The following is a 14221-nucleotide window of genomic DNA, read 5'->3' as shown; positions in this document are numbered from 1 at the left end:
TCCCGGGTCTTGCGTATTTTTAAAGGCGTTGTCTTGTCGTCGCGCTTCGCTCAGCGAAGCGCATACCCAAAAATTTAGTGGATCAGAATCATTGCGCTGCCCATCGCCGCGGCACACGTGGCCTTGACGGTTGTGGCGGTGCGATCTGCACTGCAGCCTGCGCCGCAGGCAGTCATCTTATCGATCAGGCCGTCCAGCTCGGCGCGCACTGCGCTTTCATCCGGTGCGGTACCCAGTTGCGCGGTGTGGCCGCCCACGGCTGCGCTCCAGGTAATCGGCCGACCCAGCAGGTTTTCCAGCAGCGGGTCCAGAATCTGTGCGCGCTTGGTGTCGTTATCAAACGCACTGCTGGCGGCAGCAGAGAAGTCGAAGCCGGAGAAGTAGCTGGCGCGGGCACTGGTATCGTCCACCAGGGTGCTGCAGTACTTCACCGCCAGCTGGGTGATACCCATTTGCTGAGCGGCGAGGAAGCCCTGAATATCGGCTTCTACCGGCAACTGTTGCTTCACCTTCTCCCAGGTGTCCACCACATCCGGATGGGCACTGGAAATACCGGTGGCTGCAGAGAGTGCGGCATGAATCTGTTCGAAGCGGCGGATACCAATGCGCGGTTGCGGAGTCAGGTCCGCGGCCGCAGCCGGCGCCGCCGGGGTGGCTTCCACACGTACGAACTCTTCATTGCCCAGGCGCTCGAAGGTCAGGAAGAACTCGTCCGAGGTTGGGCCCTTCTCCAGGGTGATGATGGTACCGAGAGGAGAAAGTTTCTGGCCGGTTTCCGCGTCGTAATCCGTTGCCGTCACCGTGGTATCGAGTTTCGCCCACGCCTGACCAACCACCGCCTCGCGACCGTTGATGCCGATGCGCATACCCTGGATAACAACGCCGTCCGGAGTAACACCGTCTTCCAGGCTGATGAACTTGGGTTCGCTGAACAGGTAACCGTGATTGTCGAACTGTTGCACCTCGAACATCACGTAGCCTTCCGGCACGTTTGTTTCTTCCTCTACCTTGAACAGCAGCAGGTATTTTTCGCCGACGCCCGCATCGTAGTTGGTCAGGATGTCGTCTTGGCTCAGCGCGCGCGAGTGAATCGCCAGCAGGCGCACAGAGCCGTGCCACTGGTTCTCATTGGAGACCTCGCTGCCAAGGACCAGCGCGAAGGTATCGTCCCAGGTAGACAGCAGGCCCGCTTCCACCGGATCGGCATCGCCGGTGAATTCTCCGTTCACATACAGGCGGCGACCGTTGATCGGGTCGAAGGTGGCTACTACATGCTGCAGGGTTGCCTGCGCACGCTCTGCCATATCATCGGTGATCAGCGCGGGCATGCCGTCGGCATTGGTGCTGGCATCGTTGCGGTTCTGGAAGGTGTAGTTGTACATCGCCTGGCCGAGGGTGAAGTTGCGAATGTCGTTGCCACCGGAGTAGCTGACAATCCGCGCCGGGCCTTCCTGTACCACGTTGGCCGGGGCTACCCACGCTTCGATGGTGTATTCGCCGGTGCCGCTCAGGGTGTCGAACAGTCGCTTGCTGGTGGCAGTGGTTGCTTGCGCTTTACCGCCGGTCAGCTGTACACCCCAGGAACCGAGCCATTCGTAGTCGCCGGATAGCTTCAGGTCGATGGCCGGGTTGATGCCGGAGGTATCGTAGGCGATGTCGTCGCTGCCGGTTTTGAATTCGTACAGCGCGATCGCGTTGTTGTCGATACGGCCACCGCCACTGCTCACCACACCGTCGGTGAGGTACAGGGCTTTACTGATTACCCAGTTGGGATCCACGGCGGTTACCGAAATACCGTCGGCGAAATTACGAATCGCTGCAGCCATGGCATCGGCGTTTTCCGAACAGTTAGTCCAGCAGTTGTGGAAATCGCTTCCCAGGCGTACCACGAGACGAGAATTCTCCGGGCTGTCCAGGTCGATCCGTGGTTTCGCGGCCTCATAGGCCTGGTCGACATCGCTACTGGCAATGTACGGCTGTTGCGCGGTACCGGCGTCTTCGCTGTGGCAGCTGGAGCAGTACTGTTCCAGCAGTGGGTAAATCGTGTTCTCAAAGTTGCCGCTGGATTCCGGGAAGCTCTTACTCTCGCCCACTTCACGTTCGGTGGGAGGGGTGAGCGTGATGGTGCTGGCTACAGAACCAGCCGCAGAAGCCCAGTCGGAAATGTAGCCGGTGATAATGTCCGCACAGGCATCGGCACTGGCGAGCCAGCAGTTGTGGCCGCTGGCTACCTTCGTCACCAGGCGAGATTCTTCCGGCGCGCCCAGATTGACCAGATCGCGGCCTTCGCCGTGTGCGAGGTTGATATCGTCGCCGCGTACAAAGCGCGGGCTCTGGTTGCCTTCCACATGACAGCTACCGCAGCGGTTTTCCGCCGCCAGGTTGTCCCAGATATAGCGTTTGTAGTTCTGTACGTCTTCACTTTCCGGGGCCGGGCCGGCATAGCTGGTATCGCCGGAATCCGGGTTGGTGTTGGGCTGTTCTTCGGTGGACTGCCCGCTGCCGCCGGAACAGGCGACCAGTGCGGCGCTACTGAGAATGGTGGATAACAGTGCTGCTCTGCGCAGGCGCGGGCGCACAACAAACTGGCAAAAGTCGGACATAGTCTGCAGGGGATTCTTCTGGCTGGTGCTGGTCGTTAGGGTCTTGTAGTTCATTGCCTTATTCCCCCGCACAGTAAACAGCGGTATCGGCATACACCTGCTTCAGCTTGTAGCCGTTGCTGGTGAAGCTGTCGGTAATGCTGCTAATGCGATTGCGGTCGGTGCTGTCTTCCGGTGCGCGCAGGCACACCTGTTCAAACACCTTGGTGACCTGGCACTGGGCAAAGGCCTGACTGTTGGCTAGCTCCTGGCCCATGGACTTGGCGCCGTTGCCGGTACCCGGCAGCGCTTCGCTCCAGCCCAGATGCAAGTTCGGCCCTTCACGCCAATAGTTGTCCCACTTGTCATCGGGGATGACGAAGCCGTAAGGGAAGGTGGCGCTGTTGATGTGGTTCTTGGCCTGCACGCGAGTGCCGGTGGTGGGGTCGGTTTCACCGCTGCGGTTGTAAGCCAGGCGGCCATCTTCACCGGTCGGGTCATTTTCCACATCGTATTCATAGTTGTAGTAAGCAAAGGCCTGGGCCAACGGGTCCATGCCGCTGTGGCAGCCGATGCAGTTATTTTGGAAGACGCGGCTGTCACCGCCCGGGCTGCGGCTCACGTCCTGACGAATGCGATCCGGTGGTCTCGAGGTGTCGTGCACCTGTTCGAGGTCGCGGCACATGTGATTCATCAGAGTGAAGCGGAACATGGCGCGATTGGTGCCGGCATAGAAGAATGCCTTGGCGCCGCCACGGGTGGTCATCACGCCGGCGGTAGCGTCACTGGGCAAGCCGGTGACGGAAGACTGGACCTGACGCTCCAGGGTGGTCTGCAGCGGGTAGCCAGCCGCTTCCAGTGCCTCGTAGTGATCGTTATCGGCGTTGTTGTACGCGGGCAGGCCTAAACCAGAGGCACCGGTGTAGATGATGTCGCCGGAGAGGATCTCACGGAAATCCACATCGTCGCGCACCATACCGATCACGGTTGCGGTGTAATCGTTCAGCGGCGCAAAATTATCGCCGTCGCGGTTGGTCCATGGTGTAACCAGATTCTTCAAAGTCACGTTATAGAAAGAATCATTTTCCATGGCCAACTGGGCTGCACTGGTGGCGTTGCCGTTGGCGATATGTTCAGCCATTTCGGTAAGCACACTGACGCTGGGTTTGACCCCAGTCAAACGGCTGTGCATTTGAGCGGCCTGCTCTTCTGGCCCGGCCAATGTCGGCAAGGAGATTGCAGCGCTGAGGCAGGCGGTTGCTGCAAGCAGCGCCCGTTTAGCGGACGAAGTCATTTTCATCATGGAGCGTTTTGCGTCTGGTTATCGTTGTACGGTCGTACCGCACGACTTGTATACGTTGCGAGTGAAAGAGATAGTAAAGAAGACCGAGGGATTCGCCAGCGGAAAAAATATAAAGCGTGTTCTGGTTGGCAATTTCTCCGCGCATTGCTTGTGATCGGAATTTTCCGGCGGGAGAATCGAAGATAAATCGAGCTGCGTTGTCAGACGAGCATCCAGCAAAACGCAGTAAGACTGCGATGTAAATGGTGAGTAGTTACTGCGTTCCCCCCTCGGGTTGTCATTAGAAATTCACAAAAAATCATTGAGAAATTATCCGTCGCGGGACGATGTAGCGGGTAAAGAGGACGAGTTCTTGAAAACTTTTGGTGCGCGGACAGTGGCCGTCCGACGGAAATTGTCACTACTGTCGATTTTTTCTGCAATCGCATTGGCCGGGTGTGGTGGGGGCTCGAGCGATAGCTCTGGCCTCGGTGGTGACCAGGCGGAAGATCCCGTCGTCGTAGATTACCCAGTGGTGTATGTGCGACGTGCCTTGCCTCGTGATGAAGAGGGAGAGCTTGCCGGTGACAGCGTTTATAGCCCTGCCACGTTTAACCCCGGCGCAGAGTTGTTGCTGCGTGACCGCGCCACTGCCACGGCACCAGAGCGCTCGTTGACGGAAGACCTGTTTGTCAGTGACGAAGAAGCCGGCATTGTTTTCGAAGGTGGCTATGACGTTAAGGATCTTGCGGTATCCGCCGATGGAAGCCAGCTGGCATTTGCCATGCGTGCGCCAGATATTGAAGGGCTGGATGATGACGAGCAACCGAGCTGGAATATTTGGCTGTATGAGTTTGAATCCGCGGAGCTGACCCGGGTAATCTCCTCCGACCTGATTGCCGAAGAAGGTGATGACATTTCTCCGGCATTCCTGCCGGACGGGCGTCTGGCATTTACCTCTACCCGCCAGCGTCGCTCCCGCGCATTGCTGTTGGATGACAATAAACCGCAATTTTCCGCACTGGCAGAAAATCTGGATGAGCCGGCTTTCGTGTTGCACGTGATGGAAGCCGATGGCAGCGATATCCAGCAAATTTCTTACAACCAGAGTCACGATCTGACCCCGACGGTATTGTCTAACGGGCGCATCCTGTTTAACCGTTGGGACAACATGGGTGGCACTGACCGCTTGAGTCTGTATACGGTCAAACCCGACGGTACCGACCTGCAGCTGTATTACGGCTATCACAGTCAGGCTACCGGCACAGGCTCTGGTACCGATGCGGTCACAGCCACATTCAGCAAGCCGCAGCAGATGCCGGACGGACGTATTCTTGTGACCCTGCGTACACCGGAAGGTATTGCCTACGGTGGCGATATGGTGGTGATCGATGCTGAGAACTATTCGGAAGCCTTCAGTGAAGCGGAGCAGCAGGGCGCACTGCAGGGGCAAGAGTCCCTGTCGGTTGAGCAGGTAATTATCGATGGCGGCCTGTCACCCCATGGGTTGTTTGCCAATGCCTGGGCATTCCACGATGGCACCAGCCGTTTGCTGGTGAGCTGGAGCGAGTGCCGGGTGATTGAGCCGGGCACCGCCACGGAAACAGAAGCCGGTATCACTCAGCCGTGCACCGATGAGTGGCTGGCAACGCCCGATATTGAGCCAGCAGACCCGCTGTACGGCCTGTGGATTTATGATTATGACGAGGGTACCCAGCGCCCAATCATCCAGCCGGAAGAAGGCGTGATGATCAGCGAAGCGGTCACCGCCGATACCCGCCCCGTGCCGACATTTATTCCGCAGCCCATTCCGGGTATCGATATCGATCGCGACCTTTACGATGAAGGTATGGCGGTGCTGGATATTCGCAGTGTCTACGACCTGGATGGTGTTGAGTTACTGGATATCGATGTCCTTGCCGACCCGTTGCAAACCACTGCCGCCGAGCGCCCGGCACGCTTCCTGCGCGTGGTCAAAGCGGTGGGTATTCCCGACGAGGATATTCTCGATTTCGACCGCTCTGCGTTTGGTCGTAATCGAAGCCAGCTAATGCGCGAGATTGTCGGATATACACCTATTCAGCCGGACGGCTCGGTGCGAGTAAAGGTACCGGCAGATACCCCACTGGCGATTTCCGTCGTGGATGAAAATGGTCGCCGCCTGTTTGGTCGTCACAATAACTGGCTGCAGTTCCGCGCCGGCGAATTGCGCAAATGCCAGGGCTGTCATATTGCCGATAGCGAGGTGCCTCATGGCCGCACCGATATGGAGCCTGCGTCCGCTTGGGGCGGCGCGCCTACGAGTGCACTTGCGTTCCCCAATACTGAGCCGGGCCTCACTGCCGATATGGGAGAAACCATGGCACAGCTGCTGGCGCGCGTAGCCGGTCACCCGGAGCTGGAAGGGGATTTGAATTTCTCAGACAACTGGACCGACCCGGCGCTGCGCGCCAAGGATCCGTCGAGCGAACTGTTGATGAGTGACCTCACTACGCCGGCACCTACCACGCTTCCCTGTTTGAGCAGCTGGAGCGCGGATTGCCGTACGGTAATCCACTATCCGGACCATATTCAGCCGCTGTGGGACCTGCCGCGCGAAATCACCGATGACATGGGCACCGTGCTGGAAGACCGTACCTGCACTGCCTGTCATAGCAACCGCGATGCCGCAGGTATGTCTCAGGTGCCCCCAGGGCAGCTGGATCTCCGCGGCGACCAGTCCGGTGTAAATAACAACTACAGCACCTCTTATGTTGAGTTGATTTTCGACAACCCCACCGAAGAGCTGCGCGACGGCGCGGTGCAGAACGTGCTGGTGCAGGACACGGATGACGACGGCAATCTACTGTTTGAAACCAATGAAGAAGGTGAGCTGATTTTGGATCTCGACGGCAACCCGATTCCTGTTATGGTTACCGTCAATATTCAGCGGATCATGGACACCAGCGGTGCCAGCGCCAGCCGTTTCTTTAATGTATTTGAAGCGGGGGGCGTACATGAGGGAGAATTGTCCGCTGCGGAATTGCGTTTGATTTCCGAATGGCTGGATATCGGTGCGCAGTATTACAACAATCCATTTGAAGCGCCGGTTAACTAAACAATGAACAGGCAGCTCGATTTTAGAGCAAGCAGGGCCGTGGTAATGACCGCGGCCCTATTTATCTTGGGGGGCTTGGGGAGTTTTTCCTCGCCAGCCGCGGCGCAGTCGGAAACCACGAGTGGCCCTGTAGAAGAAGCGGGCGATGTATTCGTCACCGACAGCTTTTCCGCACGTCAGTTTGCAGACCGACAGCCGGAGACCTTGCCGTTTGATACCGAGCGGGTTGTCGTCGGAGCTGATTTCCTCAATTTATACACCGGCCCCGGCCGCGGCTACGTGATTGATCATGTGGTGGAGTATGGCGAGCCCTTGTGGCTACTGAAACGCCGTACCGACTGGGTAAAGGTCATGACCCGCACCGGCAAGACCGGCTGGGCCAAAATTGCCGACCTCGACGAAATCTTTACCGCCGAGGGCGAACAGGTGGTGGTCCCCACCCCCGGTATCGACGACTATCGTGACCAGAGTTTCCGCTTTGGCTTTGCCTACGGTGATTTTGCCGGTGCCAACTCCATGGGCTTGTCTCTTGGCTACCGCTTTACCGGCAACCTCTCCGCAGAATTGCGCGCAGCGCAAACTATCGGCTCCTATTCCGATAGCCGCACCTTCCAGGTGGCGGTGATGCACCAGCCTTTTCCACAGTGGCGGGTATCCCCATATTTTCTACTCGGCACCGGGGTCAATATCACCTCGCCCAACGCTACCATCGTCGCCACCGAAGATCGCCAGGACACCACCATGCTGTCCGGTATCGGCGTCACCACCTATTTGTCCCGTCGCTTTGCCCTGCGCGCGGAAGTTGCAAATCACTACCTGCTGACCTCGCGGGAAGAAAACCAGGAGATAGTCGAGTGGAAACTCGGATTCGACGTATTTATGTAAAGCTTGCGAGCCTTCTTCTGGCCGGCGCTATGTCCTCAACTGCGCTCGCGCAAAGCTCTGGCGACATCGACGATATTATTTCGCCAGATTTGGAGCGCCGTGAAATTCGCGAAGCCAAGATCGATAGCGAAGATTTTGAATTCACCGTCTATCTCGGTGGCATTCTCAGTGTCGAAGACTTCGGTACCAACCGCATGATTGGCGGTAGCCTTGCCTACCACATCAACGAAGACTTCTTTATGGAAGCGGCTTATGGCCAGGCCACTCTGGGTGAGTCCAGCTACGAGCGCCTGAGTGGCTCGGCACCGCTGCTCACTGAAGATGAGCGCGACCTCAGCATGTACAACCTGTCCCTGGCCTGGAACTTCCTGCCCGGGGAAATTTTCATCCTGGATAAATTCGCCCTCAACAGTAATTTGTATCTGATCGGCGGTGCGGGCAATACCAACTTTGCCGGTGAAGAACACTTCACTTACAACGTAGGTGTCGGTGTGCGCATGCTCGCCCAGGACTGGCTGGCTCTGCGCCTGGATGTGCGCGACCACATTTTTGAACACGAAATTTTTGGTGAGCCGGTAAACACCAATAATCTTTCCGCCCAGTTGGGCGTATCGATTTATTTCTGAATATCGAATAACTAGACAAACACTACTGGAGTCAATCCATGCGCAAATTGATTGCCGCCCTTTGCACCAGCGCTGCCCTGCTGGCTGCCGCCCCTGTTTTCGCCAAGATCCCCGCCAGCGATTTCACCCTGGCCTCCCTAAAAGATGGCAACCTGAAGCTGAGCGAGCAGCGCGGCGAAGTGATCATGCTGAACTTCTGGGCTTCCTGGTGTGGCCCCTGCCGTGAAGAGATGCCGTTGCTGAACGACCTGCACGCGCGCTACGCGCCGGTGGGCTTTCAGGTGTGGGGTGTAAACGTGGATGCCAACCCGGAAGACGCCCAGGCCATGCTGAATAAAATCCCGGTGGATTTCCCGGTCCTGTTCGATTCCAAAAGCGACGTAAGCAAACTGTTTGGCGTGCAGGCCATGCCGAGCTCCGTATTTATTGATCGCGATGGCAACGTACGCTACGTGCACAAGGGCTACCGCACCGGTGACGAAGCCGAGTACAAAAAAATCATCAAGGAACTTATCCGGGAATAAGCCATGACCAAGCGCGTGCTTCTGTTACTGCCGGCTCTGTTACTGCTGGGTGGCTGTGAATCCATGATGCCCAAAATGCCCGAACCCTGGGTAAAGCCCTACGAGCGGCATTATCTGGCCGACCCGATTATGAGTTTTGAGCGCGACCCGGTAGCGGCCGGCTTTATGAATCACGTATACGAAGCACGTGAGGCCGCCCGTGGCGCTGAAGGTGGGTCAGGAGGCGGCTGTGGCTGTAACTAAAAAATTCCGTGAGAGCTACTGCGCTCCGAACTTTGGCGGTCGGCGGTACTCGCCATCCTCACGCACTTTGTGTGCGCTGCGGTGCCTGCGTTCCGGCGCACACCAAATTTCGTTCGCTCGCTACGCCTTCACGAAATTTTTACTTTGCTCAGTTTTACTGGTATCGACTGCGGAAGCTGCAGTACTGCCGGAAGAGCGGTTCGATACCCTGTACCACTCCTACAGTGGTGGCGGCGTCACCATTGATGGGCCGTCGATACTGGTGCGTAAAAACATTGGCAACAATGTTTCACTGTCGGCCAATTACTATGTGGATATGATTTCCGGGGCCTCTATCGACGTGCGCACTACCGCCAGTCGCTATACCGAGGAACGGAATGAGTTTTCCGTGGGGGCGGATTACCTGGTGGAAAAAACCACCATGAGCCTCAGCTACACAAATTCCAGCGAGAACGACTACCAGGCGGAGACCGTCGGATTTGGTATCTCGCAGGACTTCTTCGGTGACCTAAGCACTCTGTCCATGCGGGCCACCTTCGGCAGTGACGACGTAATGCGTAATGGCGACGATGAATTCCTCGAGCACGCCGAACACCGCCGTTACTCCCTGGGCTGGACTCAAATCCTTACCACCAAATTGATTGCTGAGCTGAGTGTAGAAACGGTGGCGGACGAAGGTTTCCTGAATAACCCATACCGCAGCGTACGCTACCTGGACCCCTCTTCTGCCCTCGGTTACAGCTACCAAGCGGAGCTTTACCCCACCACGCGCAACAGTGATGCAGTGGCGTTGCGGGCGAAGTATCGCCTGCCTTATAGGGCGGCGATCAAGACTGAGTACCGCCACTATGTGGATAGCTGGGGTATTACCGCAGACAACTTGGAGTTCCGCTATACCCATCCGCTAGAGAGCGAAAACCTGATCCTCGAAGGCAAGCTGCGCTTCTACAAACAGAAAGGTGCAGACTTCTATAGCGATCTCTTCCCATACGTGGACGCCACCAACTTCCGCGCACGGGACAAGGAATTGAGTGATTACAGCGATATTGCGATCGGTATAGGTGTGTCCTATCTGGTGCCGGATCGCTGGGCGCTGTTCGATCGTAAGAACACTCTAAACCTGTACTGGGATTACATGATGTTCGACTACGAGGACTTCAACAATGTGGAGGTGCACAGTGGCGGTGGAGACTATCTCCCCGGCGAAGAGCCCGCCTACAACTTCAACGCGCATGTGGTGCGCGCCTACTGGTCTATGTGGTTCTAAGCGACCTCCTATCCCGTCGGTTACCAGTTAGGGGGTCGTTTCTTTGGCCGGTAACCGTCTTATCGCCTTTCTCTGTTCTTGTCACAGCGCCGAATGTTGTTGTATGTTTTCCAGACATAACAATAATCACCGGGCGCGTGACAACGGCTGCGACCCTCAAAACGCCAGTCGCAATCGCGCTTCCGGCCCCGCCCACAAGCGGGGGCCAGCGATGACGATCCGCCTATGCCCAAGACCTGCGACAGGTCATTCCGTGTATTGCTGCTAGCGACGGCGCTCGGCATTGCATCGGCGTATCCGGCCATTGCAGCATCGATGCCGCTGGACGCGCCACCCGCCGCTACCGCTGATTATTCCTTCCAAATACCCGCGCAACCGCTCGAACAGTCCCTTCTGGCACTATCCCGTGAAACCGGTCTGGCGGTGATGACCGGTGTGCAGGGGGCGTCACTGCCCATTGCGCCGGCCTTATACGGTCGCTATACCGTCGACGCTGCACTGGATTTGCTATTGGCCGGCTCGGGCCTGCGCTATCGGCGGGTCGATGGCCAGGGCGTGGTAATACTGCCACCACGCAAATCCCCCGAGCCACTCACTGCGCTTGAAGAGCGCCAGGTTGAAGCGCGACCGCTACTGGAAGAAATTGAGGTGATTGCGAGTAAGCGCCGTACCAACCTCCAGCACACGCCGATGGCAATTACCGCTTTGCACGGCGAATTGCTGCGGGAGCGGAACATCGACAGCCTGGAAGAGCTTGCGGCGGATGTTCCCAGCCTGCAGGTTACCCGCAACGGCGATCACACTACATCCATGCTGTATCTGCGTGGTATTGGCTCGGACAATCACACCGAAGCCGGCGACTCCGGTATTGCCACCCACGTGGACGGGATCTTCAGTAGCCGGGTGCAGGGTACCGCGGTATTGCTGTACGACCTGGATCGGGTGGAAGTACTGCGCGGCCCACAGGGTACGCTGTTTGGACGCAATTCCACTGGTGGGGTGATTAATTATCACAGCGCACGCCCCACCCGCGATTGGTCATCGGAGGCCTCCGTCACCCTAGGCAGCAACCAGCAAAAGAAACTGAGTGCGGTGGTTAATGCACCGCTTACCGAGCGCTGGGCCTTGCGCTGGGCCGCGGTCAAGCAAACCGCCGACAGTCCACTCCGCTACACTGACGATTCCATTCCGGCCAGCGCCGCAGACCGCTACAACAATACCAATCTGTTCAGCCACCGCCTGAGTTCAGACTGGCAAGTGGGCGACGCACTCAATTGGTGGGTGAGTTTTGAGGGCTTCGAGGACCGCGGTGCGGGCAGCCTTCCCATTGTGGATTACGATACGCCGGTCACCATCGATACCCCGGGGCGCACCGAACTGGATCAGGACACCTGGCGCAGTAGGGTAGAGCTCACATTACCCTCGGCACATACCATTTCGTATATCGCCGGCCACAGCCTGACCCGCCGCAGTCAAGACTGGGATGCCGATCGCGAGAGCCCGGTGGGTAGCGAAACAGACCCGGCTCTGTACCACCAGAGCAACCGCACGGTTTGGTCGAAATACCGTGCCCAACAGCACGAACTACAGCTGAAAAACAGCGATGACGAAACGCTGCGCTGGTTACTCGCCTATTTCCATTTTGCCGAACAGAATGCCATCCGCTTTGACCTGGAGCACCAGCTTGAAGATGGCAGTGGCTGGGGCGGAGCGCCCTCTCACAGTTTCCAGCAGCCCCATCGCGGCACCCGTCTGAATGCGCTGTATGGGCAGTTGGATTACGATCTCAATGAAAGCTGGCAGGCCAGTGTCGGCGCACGCAGTGGGCGCGACCAGCGCTACGATCGCGGCGGACGCAATATCGCCTGTCCAGACCTGATTCGCGCAGACCGCGGCGGCGAGCTGGGGGTGATCGCAGTTAACCAGGCTTCGGCCAGTCCGGGACAGTGCTTCGTCGCCAACTACAACGACGTGGATCGTGCCTGGCGCAGCACCACCGCCATGGCGCGTCTCAATTACCAGCCAAGTGACGATGCCCTGGTCTACTTATTGTTCGCAGAAGGCTTCAAGCCCGGTATCGTTCAGGACGGCGCTTCTCTGGCGGGTAGCTTCAGTGGCATGGATGACCCCGCCTTCCAACAAAGTCTCGATCTGTTAATGCAGCGCAACAACAGTGGCGCCGCATATGTGGGCCCGGAAACCAGCACTAATGTCGAACTGGGTTTCAAACTTGTGCTACTCAACCGTTCCATGACCCTGAATGGTGCCCTGTTCAATACGCGCTATCGCGACCTGCAGGTGTCCGGCATTGCCGTGGAAAAAGACGGTACCGAGCTGATTCGCAGCACCAACGCCCCCAGCGCCACCATTCGCGGCCTGGAGCTGGAGCTCAACTGGGCCAGTAGTCACAACGGGCGTGTCAGCGGATTTCTATCCTGGCTCGATGCCCGCTACAACCGGTTCTATGCGGTAGACAACGAATTTCCCGAGTACGGTGCCACCTGGAACCCCAGTGTCGGTGACCCGCAAACCTCCAACCTGGTGGACTTCAGTGGTAACCGCCTGAAACAGGTGCCGCGCTTGAGCCTGGGCCTCAATTATCGCCACACGATCCACCTGGGTAAGTACCTGCGCGCTACCCCAAGGCTTGGTCTGCACTACACCAGCAGCATGTATTTCGATGAAGCCAACCGCGGGGATCGCAGTGGCTTTCTGTTGCAAAACAGTACCTCCGAATGGGTCCCGGACCCGGCCGGCATCGCGCGTAATATCGATCGTCGGCCCTCCCACAGCCTGTGGAATGCGGGCGTAAAGCTGTCACCGCTTGCGGGCAACTGGTGGCTGGATTTGTACGGCGACAACCTGACCAATGCACTGGTGGCCAGCGATGTGCACGATGCAGACGTTGCGATCCCCGCTTATTACTACGGCCCACCGCGCAGTATTGGCCTGCGGTTTGGTCTGCAATTTGACTGAATTTAACCGTAACCAAAAAAAATCGCCCGAGGGGGGACGATTCGGGCCTGCTCCCCGTTATATCGGCAAGAGAAAGTGATTGCCGCATAAGTACGGCGCCGGTAGAAGCGACGAACCCTAGGGGGCAACGTCGTGCCTGCGGGACCGTCAACAAATCCGATAACAAAAATAGTGGTGAAGAGAGCCGATGGCGACAGCGTTAGCGAGCCCCGTGGCAAGCGAAACCAAGAACGAGCGAGAGCTGGACTACTACTACCGGGAATATCACCAGGAACTGTGTCGATATACCGTGAGTAAGTTCGGCCTGTCGTACAGCGAGGCGGAAGATCTGGTGCAGGAGGCGTTTGCGCGTATGGCGCCGCAGCTGCAAACCGGTGAGATCGAGCACGTGCGTGCGTTTCTATACCGCTCGGTGCACAACGCCACGATCGATATCCTGCGCAAAGGCCAGGTGCGCGAGAGTTATGCACAGTCGGTACAGGGCGACCCGGACCGCGACCAGGACAGCCGCAGCCCCGAGCGGGTTGCCTCCGGCCGTCAGTTCCTCGGCCTGATCAGCCGCGCGCTGTGGAATATGCCCCACAAACGTCGCCGGCTGTTATTGATGAATCGAGTCGACGGACTCTCCTACGCGGAAATTGCGCGTCGTGAGGGCCTCTCGGCAACAGTAGTGAAGAAGCACGTAGCGAAAGCCCTGGCCGGTTGCCAGGAAGCGCTGCGGGCACACGGTGGAGAATGA

At 57.8% G+C, this 14221-nt stretch carries 10 protein-coding genes; 8 read left to right on the top strand and 2 right to left on the bottom strand.

The features are described 5' to 3' along the window. Window positions 1-74: 74 nt before the first annotated feature. Both Mag101_RS16550 and Mag101_RS16545 read right to left on the bottom strand, forming a co-directional pair. On the bottom strand, window positions 75-2657 hold the full coding sequence (locus tag Mag101_RS16550) for a LamG domain-containing protein (protein ID WP_077407534.1): 2583 nt from the start codon (window positions 2655-2657) through the stop codon (window positions 75-77). A gap of 4 nt (window positions 2658-2661) precedes the next feature. Then, the gene (locus Mag101_RS16545) at window positions 2662-3882 is read right to left on the bottom strand and encodes a hypothetical protein (RefSeq protein WP_232325227.1); all 1221 of its coding nucleotides are present in this window, start codon (window positions 3880-3882) and stop codon (window positions 2662-2664) included. A gap of 379 nt (window positions 3883-4261) precedes the next feature. Here Mag101_RS16545 and Mag101_RS16540 point away from each other — a divergent pair, with 379 nt between their 5' ends. The 8 genes from Mag101_RS16540 to Mag101_RS16505 all read left to right on the top strand — a co-directional run bounded on the left by Mag101_RS16540 (window position 4262) and on the right by Mag101_RS16505 (window position 14221). Beyond that, window positions 4262-6961 (top strand): hypothetical protein, encoded by a 2700-nt coding sequence (locus tag Mag101_RS16540; RefSeq protein ID WP_232325067.1) that lies wholly within the window; start codon window positions 4262-4264, stop codon window positions 6959-6961. A gap of 45 nt (window positions 6962-7006) precedes the next feature. Further along, the gene (locus Mag101_RS16535; protein ID WP_077407530.1) at window positions 7007-7846 is read left to right on the top strand and encodes an SH3 domain-containing protein; all 840 of its coding nucleotides are present in this window, start codon (window positions 7007-7009) and stop codon (window positions 7844-7846) included. Then, entirely contained in the window at window positions 7816-8472 is a 657-nt protein-coding gene (locus Mag101_RS16530) for an outer membrane beta-barrel domain-containing protein (protein WP_232325066.1), read from the top strand. The genes Mag101_RS16535 and Mag101_RS16530 overlap by 31 nt, the downstream gene beginning before the upstream one ends. A gap of 38 nt (window positions 8473-8510) precedes the next feature. Continuing rightward, window positions 8511-8996, top strand: coding sequence for a TlpA family protein disulfide reductase (locus Mag101_RS16525; protein WP_077407526.1), 486 nt, complete (start codon window positions 8511-8513; stop codon window positions 8994-8996). Between the two features lie 3 nt (window positions 8997-8999). Next, window positions 9000-9239 carry a DUF4266 domain-containing protein gene (locus tag Mag101_RS16520; RefSeq protein ID WP_077407524.1) on the top strand — a complete coding sequence of 80 codons (240 nt, stop codon included), beginning with the start codon at window positions 9000-9002 and terminating at the stop codon, window positions 9237-9239. Beyond that, the gene (locus Mag101_RS16515; RefSeq protein WP_232325065.1) at window positions 9226-10506 is read left to right on the top strand and encodes a DUF3570 domain-containing protein; all 1281 of its coding nucleotides are present in this window, start codon (window positions 9226-9228) and stop codon (window positions 10504-10506) included. Before Mag101_RS16520 ends, Mag101_RS16515 begins: the two co-directional genes overlap by 14 nt. A 225-nt stretch (window positions 10507-10731) precedes the next feature. Beyond that, the gene (locus Mag101_RS16510; RefSeq protein WP_077407522.1) at window positions 10732-13482 is read left to right on the top strand and encodes a TonB-dependent receptor domain-containing protein; all 2751 of its coding nucleotides are present in this window, start codon (window positions 10732-10734) and stop codon (window positions 13480-13482) included. A 187-nt stretch (window positions 13483-13669) separates the two neighbouring features. Continuing rightward, window positions 13670-14221, top strand: coding sequence for an RNA polymerase sigma factor (locus tag Mag101_RS16505; RefSeq protein ID WP_077407521.1), 552 nt, complete (start codon window positions 13670-13672; stop codon window positions 14219-14221).

Origin of the sequence: Microbulbifer agarilyticus, from assembly GCF_001999945.1 — a bacterium.
Lineage (GTDB): Bacteria > Pseudomonadota > Gammaproteobacteria > Pseudomonadales > Cellvibrionaceae > Microbulbifer > Microbulbifer agarilyticus_A.
The sequence above is the reverse complement of the archived record's forward strand: the minus strand, read 5'-3'. Positions and strand labels throughout refer to the sequence as shown.

What these genes read in the sequence shown, in the direction of transcription:
- Mag101_RS16550 (WP_077407534.1), bottom strand. Translation starts at nt 2,657, where the DNA reads ATGAACTACAAGACCCTAACGACCAGCACCAGCCAGAAGAATCCCCTG.
- Mag101_RS16545 (WP_232325227.1), bottom strand. Translation starts at nt 3,882, where the DNA reads ATGAAAATGACTTCGTCCGCTAAACGGGCGCTGCTTGCAGCAACCGCC.
- Mag101_RS16535 (WP_077407530.1), top strand. Translation starts at nt 7,007, where the DNA reads ATGACCGCGGCCCTATTTATCTTGGGGGGCTTGGGGAGTTTTTCCTCG.
- Mag101_RS16525 (WP_077407526.1), top strand. Translation starts at nt 8,511, where the DNA reads ATGCGCAAATTGATTGCCGCCCTTTGCACCAGCGCTGCCCTGCTGGCT.
- Mag101_RS16520 (WP_077407524.1), top strand. Translation starts at nt 9,000, where the DNA reads ATGACCAAGCGCGTGCTTCTGTTACTGCCGGCTCTGTTACTGCTGGGT.
- Mag101_RS16510 (WP_077407522.1), top strand. Translation starts at nt 10,732, where the DNA reads ATGCCCAAGACCTGCGACAGGTCATTCCGTGTATTGCTGCTAGCGACG.
- Mag101_RS16505 (WP_077407521.1), top strand. Translation starts at nt 13,670, where the DNA reads ATGGCGACAGCGTTAGCGAGCCCCGTGGCAAGCGAAACCAAGAACGAG.